18 protein-coding genes are annotated in these 23999 nt (G+C 70.3%); 5 read left to right on the top strand and 13 right to left on the bottom strand.

Features of this window, described 5'->3' with window-relative positions:
- Positions 1-403 precede the first annotated feature (403 nt).
- Genes E8A74_RS13715 through E8A74_RS13705 form a run of 3 tightly spaced genes read right to left on the bottom strand, consistent with a single transcriptional unit; the run spans position 404 to position 5552 of the window.
- The gene (locus tag E8A74_RS13715) at positions 404-2335 is read right to left on the bottom strand and encodes an ABC transporter ATP-binding protein (RefSeq protein ID WP_136929438.1); all 1932 of its coding nucleotides are present in this window, start codon (positions 2333-2335) and stop codon (positions 404-406) included.
- Positions 2332-4143 carry an ABC transporter ATP-binding protein gene (locus tag E8A74_RS13710; protein WP_136929437.1) on the bottom strand — a complete coding sequence of 604 codons (1812 nt, stop codon included), beginning with the start codon at positions 4141-4143 and terminating at the stop codon, positions 2332-2334. The genes E8A74_RS13715 and E8A74_RS13710 overlap by 4 nt, the downstream gene beginning before the upstream one ends.
- Positions 4143-5552 carry a transcription termination/antitermination protein NusG gene (locus tag E8A74_RS13705; RefSeq protein ID WP_136929436.1) on the bottom strand — a complete coding sequence of 470 codons (1410 nt, stop codon included), beginning with the start codon at positions 5550-5552 and terminating at the stop codon, positions 4143-4145. The genes E8A74_RS13710 and E8A74_RS13705 overlap by 1 nt, the downstream gene beginning before the upstream one ends.
- A 366-nt stretch (positions 5553-5918) precedes the next feature.
- On the opposite strand from E8A74_RS13705, the gene E8A74_RS13700 reads away from it, so the two are divergent.
- On the top strand, positions 5919-6464 hold the full coding sequence (locus E8A74_RS13700; protein ID WP_136929435.1) for a CxxC-x17-CxxC domain-containing protein: 546 nt from the start codon (positions 5919-5921) through the stop codon (positions 6462-6464).
- 352 nt (positions 6465-6816) lie between these two features.
- Here E8A74_RS13700 and E8A74_RS13695 read toward each other — a convergent pair whose 3' ends face one another.
- From E8A74_RS13695 to E8A74_RS13685, 3 genes are all read right to left on the bottom strand, one after another.
- Positions 6817-8715, bottom strand: coding sequence for a serine/threonine-protein kinase (locus E8A74_RS13695; RefSeq protein ID WP_136929434.1), 1899 nt, complete (start codon positions 8713-8715; stop codon positions 6817-6819).
- 259 nt (positions 8716-8974) lie between these two features.
- A complete protein-coding gene (locus tag E8A74_RS13690; RefSeq protein WP_232379542.1) occupies positions 8975-9805 on the bottom strand; it encodes an HAD-IIB family hydrolase in 831 nt (276 codons plus the stop codon).
- 5 nt (positions 9806-9810) lie between these two features.
- Positions 9811-11088: a class I SAM-dependent rRNA methyltransferase gene (locus tag E8A74_RS13685; protein WP_136929433.1), complete on the bottom strand. Its 1278-nt coding sequence runs from the start codon at positions 11086-11088 to the stop codon at positions 9811-9813.
- A 259-nt stretch (positions 11089-11347) separates the two neighbouring features.
- Here E8A74_RS13685 and E8A74_RS13680 point away from each other — a divergent pair, with 259 nt between their 5' ends.
- Positions 11348-12403, top strand: a complete 1056-nt coding sequence (locus E8A74_RS13680) for an outer membrane beta-barrel protein (RefSeq protein ID WP_136929432.1) — start codon at positions 11348-11350, stop codon at positions 12401-12403.
- Positions 12404-12497: 94 nt separating this feature from the next.
- Positions 12498-14150, top strand: coding sequence for an apolipoprotein N-acyltransferase (lnt, locus tag E8A74_RS13675; RefSeq protein ID WP_136929431.1), 1653 nt, complete (start codon positions 12498-12500; stop codon positions 14148-14150).
- A 13-nt stretch (positions 14151-14163) separates the two neighbouring features.
- Here the strand turns inward: lnt and E8A74_RS13670 are convergent, their stop codons facing one another.
- The 4 genes from E8A74_RS13670 to E8A74_RS13655 all read right to left on the bottom strand — a co-directional run bounded on the left by E8A74_RS13670 (position 14164) and on the right by E8A74_RS13655 (position 15989).
- Positions 14164-14478 (bottom strand): HU family DNA-binding protein, encoded by a 315-nt coding sequence (locus tag E8A74_RS13670; RefSeq protein ID WP_136929430.1) that lies wholly within the window; start codon positions 14476-14478, stop codon positions 14164-14166.
- A gap of 136 nt (positions 14479-14614) precedes the next feature.
- Complete coding sequence (gene ybeY / locus E8A74_RS13665; protein ID WP_232379540.1) at positions 14615-15163, bottom strand: rRNA maturation RNase YbeY; 549 nt, start codon at positions 15161-15163, stop codon at positions 14615-14617.
- Between the two features lie 2 nt (positions 15164-15165).
- A complete protein-coding gene (fsa, locus tag E8A74_RS13660; protein ID WP_136929429.1) occupies positions 15166-15813 on the bottom strand; it encodes a fructose-6-phosphate aldolase in 648 nt (215 codons plus the stop codon).
- Positions 15810-15989 carry a hypothetical protein gene (locus E8A74_RS13655; RefSeq protein WP_136929428.1) on the bottom strand — a complete coding sequence of 60 codons (180 nt, stop codon included), beginning with the start codon at positions 15987-15989 and terminating at the stop codon, positions 15810-15812. Before E8A74_RS13655 ends, fsa begins: the two co-directional genes overlap by 4 nt.
- On the opposite strand from E8A74_RS13655, the gene E8A74_RS13650 reads away from it, so the two are divergent.
- Entirely contained in the window at positions 15988-18651 is a 2664-nt protein-coding gene (locus tag E8A74_RS13650) for an amidohydrolase family protein (RefSeq protein WP_136929427.1), read from the top strand. The two genes, E8A74_RS13655 and E8A74_RS13650, sit on opposite strands and share 2 nt — an antisense overlap.
- Positions 18652-18711: 60 nt before the next feature.
- On the opposite strand, the gene E8A74_RS13645 is transcribed toward E8A74_RS13650, so the two are convergent.
- From E8A74_RS13645 to E8A74_RS13635, 3 genes are read right to left on the bottom strand one after another with little or no spacing between them, the layout of a single operon-like run.
- Complete coding sequence (locus tag E8A74_RS13645) at positions 18712-20004, bottom strand: hypothetical protein (protein ID WP_136929426.1); 1293 nt, start codon at positions 20002-20004, stop codon at positions 18712-18714.
- 2 nt (positions 20005-20006) lie between these two features.
- The gene (locus E8A74_RS13640) at positions 20007-21041 is read right to left on the bottom strand and encodes a PEGA domain-containing protein (protein WP_136929425.1); all 1035 of its coding nucleotides are present in this window, start codon (positions 21039-21041) and stop codon (positions 20007-20009) included.
- The gene (locus E8A74_RS13635) at positions 21031-22662 is read right to left on the bottom strand and encodes a serine/threonine protein kinase (protein ID WP_136929424.1); all 1632 of its coding nucleotides are present in this window, start codon (positions 22660-22662) and stop codon (positions 21031-21033) included. Before E8A74_RS13635 ends, E8A74_RS13640 begins: the two co-directional genes overlap by 11 nt.
- Before the next feature lie 216 nt (positions 22663-22878).
- Here E8A74_RS13635 and E8A74_RS13630 point away from each other — a divergent pair, with 216 nt between their 5' ends.
- Entirely contained in the window at positions 22879-23997 is a 1119-nt protein-coding gene (locus E8A74_RS13630) for an alpha/beta hydrolase (protein ID WP_136929423.1), read from the top strand.
- The last annotated feature ends 2 nt before the right edge of the window (positions 23998-23999 follow it).

Below are 23999 nucleotides of genomic sequence, written 5' to 3'. Positions count from 1 at the left end.
TCGCGGTCTCGCCCTCGTCTCTCCAACCATCGACCTCGCGCCTCGCACACACGTGTGCACGCCCCGCCCCCTCGCCCTCGCGGAACGACACACCGCCCTTGCGGAACGACACCCCGCCCTCGCGGAACGACACCCCGCCCTCGCGGAATGACACCCCGCCCTCGCGGAATGACACACCGCCCTCGCGGAACGACGCCCCGCCCTCGCGGAACGACACACCGCCCTTGCGGAACGACGCCCCGCCCTCGCGGAACGGCACCCCGCCCTCGCGGAACGACATCCCGCCCTCGCGGAACGACGCCCCGCCCTCGCGGAACGACGCCCCGCCCTCGCGGAACGACTCCCCGCCCTCGCGGAACGGCACCCCGCCCTCGCGGAACGCCACCTCGCCCTCGCGGAACGCCTACTCCGCGGCGTGCGCCTCGGTCCGGCTGAACTGGAGCTGGTAGAGGCGCGCGTACGCCCCGCCCTGCGCGAGCAGCGTCTCGTGGCTGCCCTGCTCGACGACGCGTCCCTTGTGGAAGACGACGATGCGATCGACCGCGCGGATCGTGGAGAGCCGGTGCGCGATGATGAGCGCGGTGCGCCCCTGCATCGCGGCCCATACGGCCTTCTGCAGGCGCGCCTCGGTGTCGCTGTCGATGTTCGCCGTCGCCTCGTCGAGCACGAGGATCGGCGGGTCGCGGTAGAGCGCGCGCGCGAACGCGATGAGCTGACGCTCGCCCGCCGAGAAGTTCGATCCGCGCTCCTCGACCTTGGCTTCGAGCCCGCCCTCGCGACGCTCGAAAAGATCGAGCGCGCCGATGCGCTCCAGCGCGCGGACGACACGCGCCCGGTCGACCTCGACGTCGCCGGCCGCGATGTTGCTCGCGATCGTGCCGGGGAAGAGGAAGACCTCCTGGGGCACCACCGCAAAACTCTTGCGAAGCTCGTCGCGCGGCGCGTTCCGCACGTCGCGGCCGAAGACACGCACCGAGCCCTGCTTGGCCTCGTAGAGGCGCAGGAGCAGCGACGCGACCGTCGTCTTGCCCGCGCCCGTCGCGCCGACGAGCGCGATCTTCTCGCCCTTGCCCGCGTGGATCGAGACGTCGCGGAGGATGGGCACGCCGGGCTTGTACTCGAAGTCGACGTGATCAAGCTCGAACGCGAGGCTGGTCGACGCTCGGGGCTCCGGATCGCCTTCGGCGTCCTTCGCCCCGAACCCCGCGTCCTTCTTCTCGGCCTGCCCCTCGGCGGCAGCCGCGGGCACCGGCGCGTCCTCGTCCTTGTTGTCGAGGAGCTGGAAGATACGCTCCGCGCCGGCCAGCGCCGACTGGAGCTGCGTCATGCGCGCCGAGAGGTCGCGGATCGGGATGAAGAACATCTCGATGTACGCGACGAACGTGACGAGCGTGCCGAACGAGACACGATCCGAGAGCGAACGGACGCCCGCGTACCAGAGCACGGCCGCGATGCAGAGGCTCTGCACGAGCTCGATCGCCGCGTCGAGCGCCGCATCGAAGACGATCGAGCGGTTGTTCGCCTGCCGGTACGCCTCGTTGATGTCGTCGAACTCGAGCGCGCTCTGCTCCTCACGCGCGTAGGCCTGCACCACGGCCATGCCCGAGATCTGCTCGTTCAAGTACGCGTTCATGCGCGCCGTCTTGACGCGGATCTCGCGGAACGCGTCGCGGATCCGGCGCCGCGTCCACATGACGCCGAGCGCGACCGGCGGGACCGCGACGAACGTGATCAGCGCGAGCTGCCAGTCGCGGCGCAACATGACCACGATGATGAGGACGAGGCGCACGAGATCGCCGATCGCGTTCAACGTGCCCGAAGCGAACATCTCGTTGATCGCGTCGACGTCGTTCGTGACACGCGTGACGAGCCGACCGACGGGCGTGCGATCGAAGAAGCCGAGCTTGCGCGTGTGCAGGAAGCGGAAGACGTGCGCGCGCAGGTCCCCCGACGCGCGCGCGCCCGCGAGCTGCATGAGGTAGACCTGCGGGAACGCGATCGACTGCTCGACGAGCTTCAAGACGAGAATGAGGGCGCCCATCTGCATGAGCGTCCGCGCCGCGTCGGGATGCTCGAACGCGTCGAACGTGCGCCCCATCAGCCACGGCTGGAGCACGGCGAGGCCCGAGCCGAGGAGAAGCAGCACGAGCGAGAGGACGAGCCACTTCGCGTGCGGCCGCATGAACGGCCAGAGCCCCGCGAGGATGTTCGCGTCGAGGCCCTCGCCGAGGCGGTCCTCCTCGTGGAAGCGCGCGAGCGCCGTCTCGGCCCGGGTCTTGCCGGGCGCCGCCGCCTTCGCGCCGTTCGCCTTGGGATCCACAGACAAGGTCGTCATGCGGGCACGGCCTCCGGCGAGGGCATCGAGGAAGGCAGGTCTTCGGCGCCGAACGCAGCGAGCTTCTCCTCGATCTCCTGCTCCTCGGCGAACGACGCGTAGAGGCCGCCGGCCGCCACGAGCTCCTCGTGCGAGCCTTCCTCCACGACACGCCCGTGTTCGAGCACGATGATGCGATCACAGCGCTTCGCCGCGGCGACGCGGTGGGTGATCAGGACGAGCGTGCGGCGCGCAGCCTGGCGCTCGATGGCGCCGAGGATCGCGGCCTCGGTCTTCGCGTCGACCGCGGACATCGGGTCGTCGAGGACGAGGACCTTGGGCTCGCGCAGGAGCGCGCGTGCGAGCGCGACGCGCTGCCGCTGGCCGCCCGAAAGCTGCACGCCGCGCTCGCCGACGACCGTGTCGAAGCCGTCCGGCAAGGACTCGATCTCCTGGAGCACGCCCGCCTCGGTCGCGGCCGCGCGGATCTTCTCCATCGCCTCCGGCGAGTCCTGCTCTTCGAGCGAGTAGCCGATGTTCTGCGCGACGGTCGTCGAGAAGAGGAACGCGTCCTGCTGCGCGTAGCCGATGCTCTCGCGCACGACCTCGAGCGGCAGCTCGCAGATGTCCTTGCCGTCGAGGAAGACCGTTCCGCGCGGCGTCGGCAAAAGCCGCGGCAGGAGCGTGGCGAGCGTGCTCTTGCCCGATCCCGTGCGCCCCAGGATCGCGAGGGATCCGCCCGCGGGGATGTCGAACCGGACGTCGTCGAGGACCTTCCGCTCCCCGTGGGCAAACGCGAGGCCCTCGACGCGCAGCGCGCCGGAGACGGCCTCGGGCGCGGGGAGCGCGCCGCTCACGACCTCGGGCACGGCGTCGAAGATCGCCTTGAGGCGCACGTAACTCGCCCGGCCGCGGGCCACGATCGCAGTCACGAAGCCGAGCGCGAGCATCGGCCAGATGAGGCGGCCGAGCGCGGTCCAGAACGAGATGAACGCGCCCTTCGTGATGTCCCCCTGGAGCACGAGCGAGCCGCCGTACCAGAAGACGATGAGCGTCCCCGCCGCGAGGATCGCGCCCATGATGGGCTGCATCGATCCGCGGATGCGCGCGAGCACGAGGTTCTTCTCGACGTAGTCCCGGTTCGCCCGCTCGAACGTGGCGATCTCCGCCTCTTCGAGCGCGAAGCTCCGCACCACGCGGACCCCCGCGAGGCTCGCGAGGACGCGGTCGCTCATCTTGCCGAGCGCCTCCTGGTTCTCGCGCATGCGCTGGAACATTTTCCCCGAGAAGGTGCGCGTGGTCAGCATGAGCACGGGGAACGTCACGAGCGCCGCGAGCGTGAGCTTCCCGCTCACGCGCACCATGACGTAGAGCGCGCTCGCGAGCGCGAGGAGCGAGTTGACCACGTTGAGGATGCCGAAGCCGAGGAGGAGGCGGACCTGCTGGAGGTCGCTCGTCGAGCGGCTCATGATCTCGCCCGTGGGCATGCGCCGGAAGAACGCGGGGCCGAGCTTGTGCAGCCGCGCGAGCAGGGCCGCGCGCAGCTCGTACTCGACGTTCCTGCCGCCCGTGAACATCGTCCAGCGCGAGAGGACACGCACGACCGCGGCCATGACGACCACGCCCAGCATGAGCAGCGCATCCTGCGCCGCGTCGCTCGAGCGGAGCTGCTCGGCCGCGTCGACGGCATCCCTCACGAGGAAGTCGCGCTTCACCATGAGGAGCTGCTGCGCCGCGAGGAGGACCGCGCCGCTCAGATAGAGCCAGATGTTGCGGCGGAACTGAGCGCCGAGCCCTGTGGGGAACTCGGAGGGTGCGACCTTTTGCATCAGCGCGCTTTGCGGGGCATCGGGGCCGTGGGCCGCCGGTGGGAGCTCTGGATCGCCGGTCGCTCGCGCCCCTCGGGGACGAGCGCGAGATCCGTCACCTCGATCCGCGTCGACAAGAGACCGAGCAGCACACGCGCGCCGCCGCGTCCGTCGAGCTCGCCGACGATGCCGATCTTGTCCACGAACGCGCCGCTCAAGACACGCACGCGCGCGCCCTTTTCCATCGTGGTCGGCGCCGACGCGCTCGTGTTGCTCGAAGCCACGGGCGCAGGCGCCGAGGCCGCAGGCGTGGGCGCCACGCGAGGCGGCGCGGGCGTCTGCTCGCGCTCACGCGGCGCAGCCGGTGCTTGAGGAGCCTTCGCTTCGTGCGGCTTTCCGCCGCGCCGATCGCGATCGCCCTCGGCCTTCTGGCTCGGCTTGAACAACGTGTCGAGCGAGGGCTTGCGCGGCGCGCCATGCCCCGCGCGCGCGCCAAACCCGAACGGGAGCGAAGACACGCGCGGCCCCTCGGCCTCGCCACGGGCCTTCGCCTCCGCGAGGGATCGCTCCCGCGCAGCCGCCTGCTCGGCTTGCCACTTCTCGGTCTGCGCCGAAGCCTCCGCGTGCGTTCGGGCCCGCTCGCGCTCGATGCCTTCGAGGCGCCGATCGAGCGCGATGTGATCGTTCTGCCGCGACCAAGCGACGAGCGTGTAGATCGGCGCGAGCGCGAGGAGCGCATCCTCGAGCTGCTCGTCGAGGATCTCCGCATGCTCCAGCGCGACCTCGCGCGGCACGGCCCATCCAATCCAGAGCGGCACCTGCCCCTCGGCCGCGCGCTCCAGCATCGCCTCGATCGCCTCCGGCGTCGCCGCGCTTGCAGCCACGCGATCCGCGCCGACGCCCACCGCGAACTGTTCGGGGAGGGCGCGCAGCGCGGCCGTGAGCTCGGCAGCGAGCGCCGTCGGTCCGGTCCCGTCCGCCGCATCCTTCGCCGCGAGCCGCGCGCGAAGGTTGTCGATGTCAACCTTCGCCTCAGGGTGCACGGCGAAGCAAACCTCGACGCCGTGCGAGGCGATCCGGAGCGCGAGGAACGCATGCCGACCGTACGGGCTCGGATCATCGATCGCAGCCGAGATCGATCGTCCCGCGTCGAGCAGGCGCTCGAGCTCCTCGCGCGCCGCAGCGTCGCGCCAGAAGAAGACCCACTGGCACTCGACGCGTTTCTTGTTGCGCAGGGTCGGATGTTCGTCCGAGCCGTGCACGTCGACCGTGATCCCGAGCTCCGCGAGGCGCGTGATCACGCCGCGCGCCCAGGCAAGCGCACGCTGCTTCACTTCGAGGCGCGGGCGCGAGTAGGCGTTCGACGTCGACTTCTCCGGGGCATAGGCGTCGAAGTCGCTGTCCGTCAGATGCAAGGGGGCGTGGGTCATCACTCTGCTCGAAGGGCGCTCTTCACAACGTCACGAGGTGCACGCGAACAAGCGTCACGCGCGGTGCGTAGCGAAGGCGGAATGGCGTCGTGGCTCCCCTTGTAGCACTGGCCAAAACGCGGTGATATCCCCTCGCGTCTTCACGCGTCGCGCACAGCCGAGGCGGACCACGGACGGCCCGTGGAAGCGAGGAACGAGCGCCTTGACCCCGAGGGGCTCCATGTCACCTTGCTCTCCACGATCTCCGAGCGCTCGTCCCACAAAGGGCGGGCGTTTTTGCCGTGAAATCAGGGGCGTGCCGAGCACACCACGCGGGCACGCGGGTCCGAGCACCCGCGCCCTTTGCGAAGAGTTTCCGGAGTGTCCATGGAGCAGCATCGAGACGAGCAGATCAACTGCGCGAGCTGCGGCTCGTCGTTCCTCTTTTCCGCCGACGACGCGGCCGCGCGCGCCGAGCGAGGGCTTTCGTCCCCGCCAACGCTGTGCAAGCCCTGCTGGCGCGAGAAGCGGTCGAAGAGCACGAGCCGCAGCGAGGGCCCAGCCCGCAGCGCTCCGCGCGGGCGCGAAGGCCGAAGGCACGATCCCCCCGCGCGCCCCGGCCGATACACGGGCGACGTGAACGAATACCGGAGCCCGATGCCCGATCCCCACTTCGCCCTGTACCCTTCCTACGGCCGTCCCGCTTCGCCCGCTCCCCGCGGCGGCTTCTCTCCCCGAGGCCAAGCCCCGCGAGACGGCACCCAAGATCGCACGCAGAGCCCGCGCGCCTCCTCCAGCCCGCGTGGCCCGCGTGGTCGTGGTTTCCCAATCACGTGCGCAGCCTGCGGCGTCGCCGCCACAGTCCCCTTCAAGCCAGCCGAAGGCCAGAAGGTGTACTGCCGGGCTTGTTTCCAGGCCGAAAAGCCGTCCTGACTCTCCGGAGCCGGGGCGCTGCCCCGGACCCCGCGGGGGCTGCCCGCCCCTCGACCCGGACCAGGCACGGCCTGGACCGGGAATGGAAGAACTGCGCGATGCGCAGTTCTTCCAACGGGCCGGTGGCAAGACCACGGGCGTGCATGTCGAGCTGGCGACGGGGCGTTGCCCGTCAAGCCGTCCGCGCTGCGGTCTTGGTCGGCAAGATCTTTGGTGGTCTTGACGGCGGCTGTTCGATGAACTGCGCACCGCGCAGGTCATCGACCCCGAGTCCAGCGCTTGCGCTGGTCCGGGTCCAGGGGTGGACAACCCCTGGTGGGGCCTGGGGCAAAGCCCCAGCGCAACGCCTCTGCTAGACGATCTCGCAGGTCAGCTCGGGCGTGAACCCGACCTCGCCTGCGGTGATCGCGACGCGCACGTCGAAGCTCGCGGCGCGGCGCGCGGTCTCCTCGACCATGCCCACGACCCAGAGACGCAACGCGAGCGAGGCTGGCTCGAACTCTGCGATTTGCAGGACGACCTTGCCGCTCTGGCTCGCGCCTACCTTCCATGCGCCAAAGCTGAAGAGCCGCGACCAGATCGAGATGCCGCGGCGGATCGCGATCTGAAGATCCGGCGCGGGTCGGAGCACGCTGCGCACCGTGTTGTGGAGCTCGCCGCCGATCGCGAGACGGCCGAGCGCGCGCCATCGGGAAGGCTCGTGCAGCGAGATCGCGGTCGCGATCTCCATGTACGCGTCGAGCGCTTCGAGGTCGTACGCGACGAGCGCGTTGATCGAGTCGTTGAGGAAGTCTTCCGCGTAGCGCTGCGGGAGCTGCGCCACGACCTGCTCGCGCACGCGCGGCCCTGCGTCCTCGGTGAGGGCCTTGTCCACGGCGCGCAGCACGGCGCCGCGCACCTGGTACATCCCCGGGAACCGCGACGCTGCGCGCGGCTGGACGTACCGCGACGGCGGACCTGCGTTCGAAGAGGTCGCCGACGTGTTCGCGGAGCTCGCCGAGGAGGCCGTGCTCCGCGCCACGCCGAGGGGCTTCGGCATCGCCGGAGGCACGAGCGGCTCGACGTTGCGTGGCGAGGCGATGTAGTCGCCGCGCGGCGGAGGCCCGGGATCACTCGTACGGCCTGGGCTCCCCATGCTCGGCACGACACGCGTCGGCGCGTACGGCATCGACGAGGCGCCGGAATCCGTGAAGCTCGTCCGCACGCTGGGCCGGATCGGCGCGGGCACGGGGGGCGGCTCGCGGAGCGGCGTGTTCATGCGATCCGGCTCCGGCAGAATCGTGGCCGGCGGCGGGGGCGGAGGCGCGCCTTGGGATTGCGACACGCTCGCGTGCGCGACGCGTCGATGCAGGTTGATGATCCGGCCGAGCGCCGTCGAGCGCTTCGTCGGATCCGACGAGAACCGATCGAGCTCGCGCGCCACCTCCCCCGCAGTGGCGTAGCGCTTCATCGGATCCTTCTGCAGGAGCTTCGCGACCACGGCTTCGAGCCGCGGATCGACGTGCACGCCTGCCGCGGCGAGCGTGGGCGCTTCGGCGTGCACCACGCGGAACGCCGTCGCCACGGCCGTCGGCGCGCGGAAGGGACGCGTGCCCGTGAGCAGCTCGTAGAGCAGCACACCCACGGCGAAGAGATCACTTCGGCCGTCGATCGGCGCGTCGCCCGTGGCCTGCTCGGGCGAGAGATAGTCGGGCGTCCCGAAGACCACGCCGGTGCGCGTGCGCGGCGAGGGCCCGCTCGAGTCGAGCACTTTCGCGATACCGAAATCCAGAAGCCTTACGACGGCTTGACCTCGCGACACGTCGAACGCGACGAAGACGTTCTCGGGCTTCAGATCACGATGGATGATGCCGACGCGGTGGGCAGCGTCGAGGGCTTCGAGGACGGGGATGCACGTCGCGACCGAGGCGTCGACGTCGAAGCGCCCGAGGCGCTGCAGCGCGGAGCCCACGCCCTCGCCTTCGAGGTGCTCCATCACGATGTAGGGGCCCATCTCGCCCACGCCCGCGTCGATCACGTCGACGATGTTCGGGTGGCGGATGCGGTTGACCGCCTGGGCCTCCTGGAAGAAGCGCTGCGCGAGCTCGGTGTTCTCCGACAGCTCGGGGTGGAGGAACTTGATCGCGACCGCGCGGCCGGCGAGCACGTTCTCCGCACGAAAGACGTGGCCCATCCCGCCACCGCCGATGCGCTCTGCAAGGCGGTACTTGTTGTCGACGATCGCGCCGGGGGCGGGAGTTCGAGAAGCCATTCAGCCGGTGGACATGCTCGGATCCAGGGGGACTCGCCTCGGGGTTCGGCCCAAGGCCCCGCCACGAGGGAGAGCCGCTACGATACCCGTCTCCCAGGGCGAAGAGCCACTTCGGATGGTGCCAAGATAGCGAATCTCGGAGAGAGTGGGGGGCTCTTCGTTCCGCCTCCTCCTCCCTGTGCGCCGTTGCTGGTCCATCCCACGTTCCATCCCGCGGATCGCGTGACAAACTTCACATTGATGCGTTGCCGTCCCGCCTTCAACCGGGAGGAACGCGGAGATCCACGAGGGTTGTCGCGAGCTCCGCGAAACCTCGGCCCATGGCAGCTTGGGTCACATACTTCGGCGGAACGGGCAACATGGGCAAGTACGCGCGCACGTTCGCCACGCCGATCGTCGTCGTGAAGGCCGCGAAGGCCGCCGCGTCGTTGCCGCTGTCGCCCACGAACGCGTAGGTCAGCCGCGCGCGGGTCGGGTCCTCCCCGAACGCCGCTTCGAGGAGGCGGAGCGTACCCGTGGCCTTGTCAGCCGGATCAAAGGAGAGGTGCAGGTGCACGCTCGACGCGAGCGTGTGGACGTTGCGCCGCGAGGCCTCCGCGCGCATGGCCGCGACGTCCTCGGCCGGCGCGCGGCAGTGCTCGCCGATGTCGAGGGTCACGTCCGTGAAGCGGGCGCTGTTGTCGTCCGCGAGCGCCACGGTCGGAAAACGCCGGACGAGCTCCTCGGCGAGGGCCCGAAGCTCCGCGCGCCTCGCCCCCGCCGCCGCGAGATCCGCCGGGAACACGAGGCGCAAGCGGGGCGCGCCGAACGGGCGCCGCTCCTTGACGAAGGCCACGGCGCCGTTCTCGGCGATCGCCGCGTCGAGCGGCCACTGCCGCACGAGCACCTCGGCCCAGCCGGCGGGCCGCCCCGTACACGCCACGAGCCGGAGCCCCGCCTCCCGCAGCCGGAAGAGCGACGTATACGCGACCTCCGTGAGCTCGCCGTGCTCGAGCAGCGTGTCGTCCAGATCGAACACGAGCCCGGAGAGGCCACGCGCCTCCTCCGGGCGCATGGCGGCGAGCGCGCGCGGCGCAGCCGAGGGGGACACGCCGGTCACAGCACCTCGAGCCGCGCGATCACGCTCTTCAGGTAGAGGCCCTCGGGGAACGCCGCGCTCACCGGATGATCCGCGCCCTGGAAGTGCCGATCGAAAATGACCGCGTGCATGCGCGCCTCCCGCGCGCCGAGGGCGAGCGCGCGCGTCAGGTCGTCGATCGAGACGGCGCTCGAGCACGAGCTGAGCACGAGGATCCCGCCCGCCTTCGTGGCCCGGCAGCCCGCCGAGGCGAGCGCCTTGTACACGCCGAGCGCGCCTTCCTTCGCGCCGCGCGTCGGGGAGAGCTTCGGCGGATCGCAGAGCACGATGTCGAAGCCGCCCTCAGCCGAGGCCCGCGAGAGCGCCTGGCGCGCGTCGTCGCGCTGGAAGTGGATCCGCCCGAGCAGCCCGTTCTTACGCGCGCACTCCGCGCCGACCTCGATCGCGAGCGCGCTCTCGTCGACCGCGACGACCTCCTTCGCGCCCCCGCGCGCCGCGGCCATCGCGAACGTCCCCACAAAGGAGAACGCGTCGAGCACGCGCCGCCCATGCGCGAGCTGCTCGACCCGCGCCCGGAGCGTGCGCTGATCCAGATAAAACCCCGTCTTCTGCCCGAGCGCGAGCGGGATCTCGTACAGGAGCCCGCGCTCCACGAACGAGAACCGGTCGACGCTCGTATCGCCGCGGACCACCCCCGCGGCCGCCTCGAAGCCTTCCTTCTTCGCGAGCTCAACCGAGGTGCGGTCGACGATCGCGCGCGGCGAGAGCAGCTCGGACAGCGCGTCGAACACGATCCCCTCGCGCCGCTTCACGCCGATCGTGCCGATCTGCACCACGGCCACGTCCCCGAGGACATCAACGACGAGCCCCGGCAGCCCGTCGCCCTCGGCGTGGATCAGCCGGTAAGCCGTGGTCTCGTGGCCCGCGGCGTGGTTCGGCAGGCCGAGATCACGCCGGTGCTGGATCGCGCGTTCGATACGGCGGCGGAAGAGCGCGCCGTCGACGGGCGCGTCGTCGCGGGTGTAGATGCGGACCGGGATGGCCGACCGGGGGGTGTAGAGGCCGTGGCCCAAGGTCGCGCCGTGGGGGTCGATGACCTTGACCTCGTCGCCGGGGAGGGCGCCGCCTTCGATGCGGGCGATGGCCTGCGCGAAGACCCAGGGGTGTCCGGTCCAGACGGGCCTCACGTGGCCCGGCTTGAGGGTGACGACGGGGATGGGGGACCCTGGCCTACGCCCCTCGGGGCGCGCAGGACTCGGGTCGGGGGCATGGGCGGATCTCGCGCGCGCGTTCATGGGCGTCCCGCTCCCGGGGCGTGTCCGGTCGGAAGAACGAATGCCGAAGCCCCCCTCGGAAGGCATACCGATGGGCGGCTGACTGGGGTATTGTTTTCTGTAGGCAGGCGCTTGGCCACCGTGTGAACCTTTCATCACAGCCCGCCGTGGCGGACGATGCACGCGAGTGCACCGAGATCTCGCGGAAACCGTCTACCGAAGCGTGCTGGCCGATGGCACTCCGGTTGCTAGGCTGCAAGCACAAACGAGGAGTCGTCCCATGCGCCGCTTGACCCCTGCTTTGATCGTGGCTGCCGCTGCTCTGAGCCAACCCGCCGTCGCGTTGGCGGACTGCCCGCCGGGCTCGTGGTTCTGCGCGGATGAGGCACAAGCTCCCGCGCAGCCCCCGCCCGAAGCCGACACGCTCCCGCCTCCGCCGCCCGCCGTCGAGGTGGTCGAAGAAGAAGACGAGGCGCTTCCGCCGCCGCCCGCGCGGACCGCGCCCCAGGTTCGTCGTTCCCAACCGCCGGTCGTCATTTATCAACCCGCGCCGCAGCAGCCGCAGGTCGTGCAGCAGCAGCCGGCGCAAACGCAGATCATCATCGTCGCGCCGGGTGCCCGGACGCACGTGGTTCGTCGGCACCACCCGGCGGTCCGCGTGACGCCGCCGCCCGCGCCTCCGCCGCCGGTCCGCGTGATGGCCGCGCCCGCGCGTCTGCGCACGCCGATCGTGGTGCCCGCGAAGCGCCGCTGGCAGCCCGAGTGGGGCCTCAACCTGCGCCTGCAGGGCCTCTCGATCGGCGGCGGTGATCGTCGCGACAACGGCGCGCCGAGCGCGCATCCCGACGCCGGGATGGGTGGCTTCGGGCTCGGCCTGCGCTACCGGCCCGTGCCCGCGTTTGCCATCGAGGGCTCGTTCGACATCCTCGGCGGGACGGACTACAACGGCTTCGATCGCGTCGAGACCCCGTTCTCGTTGAACGGCATTCTCTACGTGAACCCGCGCAGCCGCGCGCAGTTTTACCTGACCGGCGGCGTGCACTGGTCGAGCGCGACGGTGCAATCGGAGGACGCGGACCCGCGTTTGTCGCCGACCCGCGACGGCAACAACTTCTCCGCCGAGTACAGCTACTTCGGCGGGCAAGGTGGCATCGGCCTCGAGTTCCGCGTCTCGCGCAGGCTCGCGCTCAACCTCGACGCGCTCGCGTTCGTCCGCCACCGGACGGACGACAACGCCGAGACGGGCCCGGCCGAGTTCATCGATCCGAACACGGGGCGCACGACGAACACCTCCGGCGGCGGCCTCTTCCGCGGCGGCCTGACGTTCTGGTGGTGATGCCCGCGCCGGGCCTCCCGGCGCGCGCCCCTCGCCGCTGCTAGATCTTCCGCACGCGGCCCGGCCCTCTCTGCCGCCGGGCCGCTTCCCCACCATGCAACGACTGCGGCGCCACAAGGCCCTCCTCCTGGCCATCGCCGGGGGGATCCTCTTCGCCCTCACCTCGCCCCCGACCGACCTCTATCCCGCCGTGTTCCTCGGCCTCGCGCTGCTCGCGTGGTCCCTCGAAGACGCGCCGACGGCGTGGCGCGCGTTCGGCCGCGGCGCGGCGTGGGCGACGGCCGCGGGCATCGTGGGCCTCCGCTTCGTGCCGAGCGTGGTGCAGCGCTTCACGCCGCTCGGCTCGGCCAATTCGTACCTCGCGCTCGTCCTCCTCGCCGCCGGGCAATCGCTCATCTGGGCGATCGGCGCGGCCGCAACGCACCTCGTCCATCGCCGCGCGCGCGCGCCGTTCGTCCTCGCGTTTGCCCTCGGCGTGTTCGTCGCGGTCTCGCTCCCTTCGGTCTTCGCGTGGACGCCGGCTGGCCTCGTGAGCCCATGGCCTGCGCTCGTGCAGCTCGCGGACCTTGTCGGAGAGCGTGGCGTGTCCGTGATCTTCGCCGTCTCCGCCGCGTTCCTCGCGCGTGCGCTCCAGGCGATGTTCGCGGAGGACGCGGCCTCCATGAAGGCGCGCTTCAGCGCGAAGACCACGGTCCCGCTCGTGATCGCCGCAGCCATCCCCGCGCTGCTCGTGATCCATGGCGCGCTCCGCATCCGCTTTCTCACGACGCAGCCCTCGGTGGTGCGCACGATCCGCGTCGCGCTCCTCAACCAGGCCGTTGGTCCGACGGAGCGCTGGGACCCGAAAAATCACGCGGGGATCCTGCGCGATTTGCGGCGCCTCACGAAGGACGCCGAGGCGGGCGGCGTGGACCTCACGGTCTGGCCCGAGGCGGCTTACCCCTACCCGCTCATGCACGGCACGACGCAGGCGCCGCGCGGGCCACGCGCGGTGCACGGGGACGGCGCGCGCGGGCCGATCCTGTTCGGGCTCATCATGCTGGAGAAGCCGACGGCCACGAGCCCCGGCGTCGTGGAGACGAACAGCCGCAACTCCGCGACCCTCGTCCTGCCCGATGGCTCGCTCCAGCCCTCGTACGACAAGCTCGAGTTGCTCTGGTTTGGCGAGACCGTCCCGCTCGGCGGCTACATCCCATGGTTACGCCGCATCTTCCAGGCGAGCGGCGGCCTCGTGCCGGGCACCGAGCCGACGGCGCTCGTGCTTCCCCACGCGGACGGCCCCGTGCGCATGGGCGTGCTCAACTGCTACGAGGACACGCTCGCCGGTGTCGGCCTGCGGATCACACGCGCGCTCCAGCCGAACTTGCTCGTCAACGTCACGAACGACGCTTGGTTCGTGGGGACCGCGGAGCCTGAACTCCACGCGCGGCTCGCGGCGATGCGCGCGATCGAGCATCGCCTGGACCTCGTGCGCGCCGTGAACCTCGGCGTGCTCTCGTGGATCGACGCGCGGGGCGTCGTCGTCGCGCGCGATGCCTCCGCGTCGACCTCCACGCTCGTCGCGACGCCCACGCTGCGCGACGGATCCCTCACGGTCTACGGCCTCCTCGGGGACAAGCCGCTCGGCTTCGTCTTCGTGGCCGCGATCGCCGCGTTCGCCTGGCGATCTCGTCGTGAGGCGCGTTCGAAAAACGAAACCGGCGCGAGCGATGAGGCTCGCGCCGGCTCCGGCGAAACGGAAACGTAAACCGAAGATTCGGTTACGCGCCCACCTGATCCTTGAGGCCCTTGACCGGCGTCGCGCGGACCTTGCGGCTCGCGGGCTTGCCCTTGATGGTCATGGGCTCCTTCGTGAACGGATTGACACCCTGACGATCGGCGGTGGCGGGCGTCGCCTTCGCCTTGAGCTTGACGAGCCCCGGTATCGTGATTTCGCCCGGACCATCCGATCCGAGTTGCTTGGCCACGAGCGCCGAGAGCGCGTCGAGGACGCTACCCACGGCCTTCTTGTCGAGGCTGGTGCTCTCGGCGAGAGCGGCCGTGATCTGGGCTTTCGTCAGCTTGCTAAGAGGCATCCTGCCCTCCTCTTGGATCGCCGCCCGATATCGGTGACGACCCCATGAAATGGCTCTGTCCGAGCACGTCCTGGACGCGAGCGGGCGACCGTTTAACAGGCGAAGAGTGGCCTCGCAAGGCAAAATCTCGGGAATGTCACCGGGGGGCGCCTGCTATCCGCGCGTTCGCCACCGCTTCGAGCTCCCGTGTCCGCGCCGTCATCTCGCGATCCTCGGCCGCCGTCCGGTGGTCGTACCCGACGAGGTGCAAGAGGCCGTGCGCGAGGAGCATCGTGAGCTCCGCGAGCAGCGGACGACCTTGATCCGCGGCCTGTCGCCGTGCCGTGTCGATCGAGAGGATCACGTCCCCGAGAGGCCCTTCGTGGGGCCATCCCGCGCCGATCTCCGCGCCCTTCGCTCCCTTCGGCTTCCACCCGGGGGGACGCTCGTGCAGCGGAAAAGAAAGGACGTCCGTGGGTTTGTCCTTGTGCCGGTACGAACGATTCAGCTCGTGGATCGTCGCGTCGTCGACGAGCGCGATGCTGAGCTCGACCGCCGTGAGGCCGAGGTGTTCGAGCATCTTGCCGGCGCGGCGACGGATCACCACGGGCGAGGCGCCTTCGAACGGCCCGCCCCGCGTCGCGACCTCCACCACGTTCGGTGCAGGCGCGGGCGGGGCGGGTTTGCCCTTCTTCTTCGTCGCCACGGCTACGACTGCGGGATCTTCTTCGCGTCCGCGAGGAACTGCGCGAGGCCGAGGTCGGTGAGCGGGTGCTTGAGGAGCTGCTTGATCACCTTGAGCGGCAGCGTCGCCACGTGCGCGCCGATCATCGCCGCCTGCACGAAGTGCACGGGGTGGCGCACGCTCGCGGTGAGGACCTCGGTCTTGAACTCGTAGTTCCGGTAGATCTGCACGATCTGCTGGATGAGGTCCATGCCGTCGCCCGAGATGTCGTCGATCCGACCGACGAACGGCGAGATGTACGTCGCGCCCGCCTTCGCCGCGAGCAGCGCCTGCGACGCGGAGAAGCAGAGCGTCACGTTCGTCTTGATCCCCTCGGCTGTGAAGACACGGACCGCCTTCAGGCCCTCGTCGATGAGCGGGACCTTGACCACGACGTTCTTGTGAATCCGCGCGAGCTCCCGGCCTTCGCGCAGGATCTCCTGGGCCTCGACGCCGACGACCTCGGCCGAAATGGGGCCGTCGACCACCTCGCAGATCTCCGCGATGGCCACCTTCGTGGGCTTGCCCCCCTTCGCGAGGAGCGAGGGGTTGGTCGTCACGCCGTCGACGACGCCCATCGCCTGCGCCTCTTTGATCTCCGCGATGTCACCCGAGTCGATGAAGATCTTCATGCACGCTCTCCGGCGAGGTGCTTAGCGCGCGCGGCGCGGCGCGTCGATAGTGGAGCGAGGGTCACCGGGCCGCCCACGACGGCTGCGTCGATCAGGCGTGACGAACGCGTGACGCCGTTCGTCAGGACGCGCGGACGAGCAGCCGAGCCGCTCATCTTCGCGTAAGATGCGAGCATGAGACCGCCGCGCTTCACCCGTCCCTCGCTCTTTCTTTGCACGATGGCCCTGACGCTCCCACTCGCCGCGATCGCGGCCGGGTGTGCCGAAGGGGGCACCAGCATGACCACGACGAGCAGCAGCAGCGCGGGCCCGGGCGGGGCCGGAGGGCAAGGCGGCGTCGGCGGACAAGGGGGACAGGGCGGCGTTGCGGGCGAGGGCGGTCAGGGCGGCGCTGGAGGGCAAGGCGGTCAGGGCGGCGCTGGAGGCAGCGGCGGCGCGCCGAGCGGCGTCGTGATCGAGTGTCCGGGCGCTCCGCTCACGCCGCCGCCTCAGGGCACGTGTGCGGTCGTGAAGCAGGGGACCTCGGGCACGATCTTCCGCGGCACCGTGCTCGCGCCCGATCAGACGTTCCACCGCGGCGAGCTCGCGCTCGACACGACGGGCAGCATCGCCTGCGTCGACTGCGATTGCAGCGCCTCGCCCGCCGCAGCCGATCCCACGATCATCGAGTGCGCGGACGGCGTCATCTCGCCGGGGCTCATCAACGCGCACGATCACATCGGCTTCGCGAACAACCCGCCGAAGACGCACGACGGCGTCCGCTACACGCACCGCCATCAGTGGCGAAAGGGCGCGCCGGGGCTGCCGAAGATCTCGGTGAACGGCGGCGCGAGCGGCGACGTGGTGCGGTTCGCGGAGCTGCGCTTCGTGATGAGCGGCGCGACGTCGACGCTCGGCGCGGGCGGCCAGGCCGGCCTGCTCCGCAACCTCGACGTGCAGGGCCGGATGGAGGGCCTGCCGATCCCGCCCGCGGACTCCGACACGTTCCCGCTCGGCGACAGCGGCGGCCTCATGCTCGAGTCGGGCTGCAACTACCCCTCGCCCACGGCCGCCACGGCCATCGCCGACCTCGAAGCGTATGTGCCGCACGTCAGCGAGGGCATCGACAAGGCCGCGCACAACGAGATCACCTGCCAGATCTCGGGCGCGAACGACATCGTCCAACCGCAGACGGCCATCGTGCACGCGATCGGCTTCAACGCCGACGACTTCGCCGAGATGCGCAAGGACTTCAGCACGGTCGTCTGGTCGCCGCGCTCGAACATCGATCTCTACGGCAACACCGCGAGCGTCACGCTGCTCGACACGCTCGGCGTGCCGATCGCGCTCGGCACCGACTGGGTGGCCTCGGGCTCGATGAACCTGCTTCGCGAGCTGCGCTGCGCGGACGAGCTCAACACGCTCCACTACGACGGCCATTTCTCCGACCTGGAGCTCTGGCGCATGGTCACCACGAACGCCGCGCTCGCCGCGGGCGCGGGGGACATCGTCGGCATGCTGAAGCCCGGCTACGCCGCCGACATCACGATCTTCGACGGCAAGGATCGCAAGGATCACCGCGCCGTGATCGGCGCCGGGGTCGAGGACGTCGTGCTCGTCCTGCGCGGCGGCAAGGCGCTCTACGGCGACGACAAGCTCGTGATCGATCCGGCCTTCGGGGGCTCGAACTGCGAGCCCTTGCCCGTCTGCGGGAGGGACAAGCGCGCGTGCGTCGCGAAGGACCTGAACGGCATCACGCTGAACCAGATCCGCACGGCCGGCGAGGCGTTCTACCCGCTCTTCTTCTGCAACGACGTGACGCCCAACATCGAGCCGAGCTGCGTCCCCTGGCGCACCGAGTACGCGAACGGCATCACGGCCGAGGACGACGACGGCGACGGCATCGCGAACGACGTCGACAACTGCCCCAAGGTCTTCAACCCGATCCGGCCGCTCGATCAGGGCGCGCAGGCCGACATCGACGGCGACAAGATCGGCGACGTCTGCGACGCGTGCCCCTTCGATGCGAACGACGGCTGCACGTCGCTCGACGCGAACGACATCGACGCCGACGGCGTGCCGAACGGCAACGACAACTGCCCCGAAGCGGCGAACAGCGACCAGGCCGACGCGGACGCGGACGGGCACGGCGACGTGTGTGATCCGTGCGCCGAGCCGAACTTCGGCACGCCGCTCTGCCCGCCCAAGCCCATGCTCATCGAGGTGATCCGCAACCCGGCGCACCCCGAGCACCCGGCCGCGGGCTCGGCCGTCGCGATCAAGGACGTCTTCGTCACGGCCCTCCGCCCGAACACGGGCAACAGCCGCGGCTTCTACGTGCAGGATGCGTCGCTGAAGCCCTTCAGCGGCATCTTCGTCTTCACGGGCAGCACGGCGCCGCAGGTCCAGGTCGGCAACCGCGTCAGCATCACGGGCGAGTACGAGGAGTACTTCGGCCTCGGCGAGATCACGACCCCGATCGTGACCGTCGACGAAGCGAGCACGACGCTGCCCTTTGGCCCGATCGACGTCGCGGATCCCGCCACCATCGCGACGAACGGCATGTTCGCCGAGGGCTACGAGTCGATGCTCGTGCGCGTGGTGAACGTGGCGATCACGGTCGTGAACTCGGACGGACCGGCCGGCGACTACGACGAGTTCACGGTCACCGGCAACCTGCGCATCGACGACCAGATCACCGACGCGGCGCTGAACATGGGCCTGAACAACACGTGCGCCGTGGGATCGAAGTTCACCTCGATCACCGGCGTCCACGGCTACTCGTTCAACCACTTCAAGCTCATGCCGCGCAGCAAGAGCGACGTCGTGTTCGTCGACTGCGATCCGTTCGTCCCCTGAACGGTCCGCCCCCGCGAGGGGGATGCACACCGCATCCCCCCCTTCCCCTCTCGTTTCAGCTCAAAGGTTCGTCGCGATCGCCACGCCGACGAGGTTCGTCCCGCCGACGAGCACGGGCGTCGTGAACGTGCCGTTCTGCAGGCGCGCATGGTGCGCCTTCCCGGTCGTGTCCACGTAGACGAGCTCGGCCTCCGCGTCCCCCGCGCCGAGCGCGAGCGCGGGCCGGCCTATCGCCTTCAGCGCGAGGTTTTCCACGGCCGAGAAGGCCACGCCGTCAAAGCGCGCCCAGTGCAGGTTCCCCGTGGCGACCTCGCGGTAGGCGAGCAGCGCCCCGCCCGAGGGCAACGCGAGCAGCGTGAGCTCCGTGGACTTCGCGCCCGTGATCTCGACCGGCGTCGTGCTCCACGTCCCGCCCTCGCGCGTGAGGAACACGAGCTGCTTGTCGTTCGCGCGCGTGAAGACGAGGACGAGCTCGGGACCTTGCGTCGAGGTGAGCGCCGCGATCGCGGGCGTGGTGTCGTCGACGTCGAACGCCGCGAGGTGCTGGGTCGCCGCTTCCCACACGCCGGCCGCGCGGCGCTGCGTGTACAGGTTCGGGTCGCCCCACCCGTCGTTCGTGATCACGGGATCCATGCCGAGCACGGTGATCGCCGCGGCCGCATCTCCCAGGCTGTACGTGTCGACTCCGACCTTCACCTCTTCGTTCGTCGGGGCGAACCCGCTTGCGGGCGTGTACGCCGCGTACCAGTAGCGGTTGTTGGTCACGTCCTGGTAGACGATGTGCGCCGCGGCGCTCGACGCCGCGATCCCGGGCGTGGCCCGCGTGCTCACGTTCGCCCCCACGTTCGTCACGAGCCCGAAGCCGCCCGCCTCGGTCCACGTCGACGCGCGGATCCGATCCTTCGTCACGCCTTCGCTGCTGCGCAGGAGCGCGACGCCGGCCTTCTGGCCGGGGAGGATCACGAACGCCGGCGGATCGGCGCTCTTCTCGCTCACGGCCGTCTCCATCGTCCAGCCGTCCTTCGACTGGAACCGCTTCGTGACGCCGCCCTGCGTCCCGGTCGCGAACATCACGAGCGTCGGGCACGCGGGGCAACCGGCCACGTCGCAGCTCCCGGGCAAGCCGGGTTCCACGGGACAACCGCCGCCCATGCCGCCGCTTCCGCCACCGGCGCCGCCCGTGCCGCCTCCGCCGATCCCGCCTGCGCCGCCGCTGCCCGAGCTCGACGACGCCGTCATGCCGCTGCTGCTCGACGATCCTGCCTCGCCGACCTGCGCGTCGTCGATCGGGCAGCCGGAGAGCGCGACGCCGAGCAGCGCGAGCGTGAGCCCTTGCGAGTGCCCCTTCGCCATCGTCAGAAAGCTCCCTGGAGCACGAGCCCGCCGTCGCCGCGCCCGACGTACGGCACGACGTGCAGGCTCTGCGCCTGCGGCTTCTTCTGCGAGAGCCCACGCGCGATGCCGACCACCGCCGCGCCGATCCCCACCGCGCCGACCGCCGTCAGGCCCACGAAGAGGTAAAAGCTCCGGTCCTTGCGCATGTTGTCGTCGTCGGGCCGGTACGCTTTCGTGGGATCACAAATGGGCGGCGTGCCCGGGCAGTTCGCCTGGATCCTCTCCTCGGCCGCCATCTGATCGAAGCGGAAGTACACGCCGACGCCGACCGCCGCGAGGCCGAGCCCGCCCGCGACGAACGCCCAGGCCGGCACGCCGCCCGAGGCCGGGGGCGGCTTGGGTTTGTCCGTGGGCGGCGAGGCCGGTGTTTTCGCGACCGCCGCGGCGGGCACGAGCGCGAGCTCCACCCTCGCCTTCTGGCCTTCCGCGATCTCGATGTTTCTTTCGATCGTCTCGAAGCCAGGCGCGCTCGCCTCGAACATGTGTTTGCCCGGATCGAGCGGGATCGTCTCGCCGAGCGCCGCCAGCGGCAGGCGGATGCCGTCGCGCACGACCTCGAGCCCCTCGGGCCGCGCGTTCACCACGAGCTCCACGTGCGCGAGGCGCGGCTCGATCTCCGCGATCCCGTCCTTCGCCACCTGTTCGAGCTGCTTCTTGCGCTCCTCGCCGAGCGTGTCCTGGTTGAGCTGCACCGCGCGGCGGTAGTCGACGAGCGCCTGCGTCAGCTTGCCCTCGTGCTCGCGGCATTTCGCGATGTTGATCAGCGTGCTCGCCGCGGGGTTCAGCTCCATGCTCGCCTCGAACTTCGCGCAGCCCTCGGCCCAGTTGCCGTCGGTCACGAGCTTGCGACCGCTCAGGTAGAGCGCCTCGGCCGCCGCGGGATCCCGAGGTTTGTCTTCACCGAGCGCGCGCCCGGGGCACACCGAGACGATCAAAAGCGCGGAGACGGCGAACGCGTGCTTCCGCGTCGCCAAGATCGGACGTTCAATATTCATCGAGCGGATTTTTCCCCTTGGGTGGGGTCTTCGACGTGCCGGTGCCCGCGGGCTTGCCACGGCTCCACCCGCTGGTCGAGGGGAGCGGAGAGGCGGGTTTGTCCGAGGACGCGGCCGATGCGACGGGCGTGGCCGACGACGACGAGGGCAGAGGCTCCCCAACCGGCGCGGCCGACGCGGAGGCCACAGGCTCGGGGATCGTGGTCGGCTCGGCGCTGGAGAGCGCCGCGGGGACGACGGCCGCGGGCGCCGGGGACGAGGACGTGGGCCCGGGCGTCGGCGTCGGCGCCATGGTGGGCGAGGGCAAGGGCAATGCTGCGCGCGGCCCGCCTTTGGGCCAGAACGCGAGCGCGGCGCCGACCGCGCCCACGCCTGCAAAGAGCAACACGAGCGCGAAGAGGGGCGTGACCGACGAGCGCCGCCTGGACCGCGGCTCCGCCGGCGAGCTCAGCGGCTCGCCGCTCGAACGGGTCAGCGCCGGCGCCGAAGGGTCCGCGCCGGGCGAGGTCGACTCGGGCGGCGGCTCCAGCGACGAAGGCAGGGGGGACGGCCCGCTCGCCTCGATGGCCGCGACGTACGCGGGGACGGGCGGCGCGGTCGCGGTGATCACGCCGTCGGCCGGCGGCGGCTGGGAGAGCGGCAGTTCGCGCGCCGGTTCGAGCACGATCGAGGGCAGCACCGCGCGCGTGCCGGGCGGCGGGGTCGAGGCCGCGGGCGGTTTGACGTCGAAGGCCTCCGCGAGCGCCGCGACCATGGCCACCGAGCCGTCGAACCGCGTGCTCGTGTCGAGCGCGGTGGCCCGGGAGAACCAGCCGTCGAATGCGGGGGGCAAGCTCACCCCGAGCTCCTTCGCGCGCTCGCTCGACGGCACCTGGGCGCCGCGCGCCACCAGCATCAGGTAGGGATAAAGCCCCTGGGCGGATTTGCGCTCGCGCGCCCAGTACGGCTTTCCGACGAGCATCGTGAACGCGATGTGGGCGAGCGAGTACCGATCGACGTGGGGCCCGATGGCCTCCCCGGCAATCTGCTCGGGGGCCATGTAGAGCGGCGAACCGACACTTTTCGTCGTGTTCGAGCTTCCCGTTCCGTCGGCCACGATTTTCGCCACGCCGAAATCGAGGATCTTGAGGCGCGGCGATCCATCGTCCCGGCGCGTCAGGAAGAGGTTCTCGGGCTTCAGATCGCGGTGGATGATGCCGGCGGCGTGCGTGCGATCGAGCGCGAGCGCGGCCTGGTGCAGGAGCGTGACGACCTCCTCGGGCGGCAGGCGCTTGCGCACCTTGAGCAGGGCGCCGATCTCCTCGCCCTTGAGGAGTTCCATCACGATGAACGGCATGCCGGTCGCTTCGTCCACGCCGGCGTCGAGCGTCTCGACGATGTGCTCGCTCTCGATCCCGGCCGCGATCTTGGCTTCGAGCTCGAAGCGGGCGCGCATCTCGGGGTCGCTCACGAGGCTCGGCAGCATCACCTTCAACGCGCGGCGTCGCTCGGTGTTCTTCTGCAAGACCTCGTACACCGCGCCCATGCCGCCGGCCTTGATGCAGCGCACGACCTCGTAGGCCCCGTGAAAGAGGGCGCCCGTCGCGAGGACGGCGATGTCCGCGTCTCGATCCCCGGCCATGGCCCCCCGAGGGTAGCAAAACGTCCCTCCTTTGGGCTCCTTTCCGACGACAAGAGCAAGATCCAACCCGATTGCTGCGTCGCAACAAATTTCGAGCGAAGCCTATGATCGTGATGCCAAACACTTATAGACCGAAGTGGCACACGCGTTTTCCAGGGGGCGTGACCAAGGCTATCGTCGTGGGCGTCGCGGGTGCTGGCTCGCGAAAGGAGAAATATGTCGCGCGTGCGGCCGCTCGTGGACCTGCGAACGATGATCGAGCTCGGGCGCTGGCTCGGCCCCTGGACAGACGGGCAGGCCGCGCCCCACGACGTCACGCGCGAAGAGCTCTCCCTCGAAGGTCGCCGCGCCGGGGAGCGCGGTTTTTCGGCCTTCGTGTATCGATCCCGGCGCCAAACGCCGGTGGGCTCGCTCTTGCTCGTGCCGGGCCTCCATTACCTCGGCCCGCTCGATCCGCGGATGGATCGCTTCGCGCGGATCCTCGCGAATGCGGGCCTCACGGTGCTCGCGCCGCGCCTGCCCGATTTCACGTCGCTCGTGCTCGGCGAAGGCGTCTTCGACGACCTCTCGCGCGCCTTCTCGGCCCTGCTCGCGCTCCCGGGCCGCCCGCCGGGTCGGCCGGGCGTCTTCAGCATTTCGTTCGGATCACTCCCTTCGCTTTGGCTCGCGGCGCGCTCGCGCCTCGCCTCCGAGGTGGGAACCTTGATCGTCTTCGGCGGATATGCCGATTTCGGGGACACGCTGCGATTCTGCATCCACGGTCGCCCCGGCGCGGCGCACGACCCGTTGAACCGCCCGGTCGTGTTCATGAACCTCCTGCCCTGGCTCCACGACAAACCCGACGATCCCGCGCCGCTCGTCGCCGCCTTGCGGAAATACGTGGAAGCGACGTGGGGGCGGCCCGAAATGAAGGTCGACGGGAAATGGCAAGCCATTGCGCGGGCGGTCGCGGACGAGCTCGCGCCGGCGTATCATCCCTTGTTTTACGCCGCGACGGGCGTCTCGGGCGACACGAAGGCGCTCGTCGACGCGGCGCTCGGCCGATCGGGCGACGCGTTCACGTGGCTCGATCCCAGCCCGCTGCTCGGGGACATCCGCTGCCCCGTGCATTTCATCCACGGCGCGGACGACGACGTGATCCCATACGAACAAGCGTTCGCCCTGGCCAAACGCCTGCCCGCGGGCGTTTGTCAGGGCATTCACGTGACGGGGCTGTACGGGCATACGCACAAGGCGGACGCGGGGACGACGCTGCGCGGCGTGCCGGCGCTCGTGCGGGAAGGGGCGACGCTTTTGAAGATGCTGTCGGCCGTGGCGCGATGTGGGCGCGGTTGACG

This window comes from Polyangium fumosum (assembly GCF_005144585.1).
Lineage (GTDB): Bacteria > Myxococcota_A > Polyangia > Polyangiales > Polyangiaceae > Polyangium > Polyangium fumosum.
Note: the sequence above shows the minus strand (reverse complement) of the source record. Positions and strands in the feature narration are given on the sequence as shown.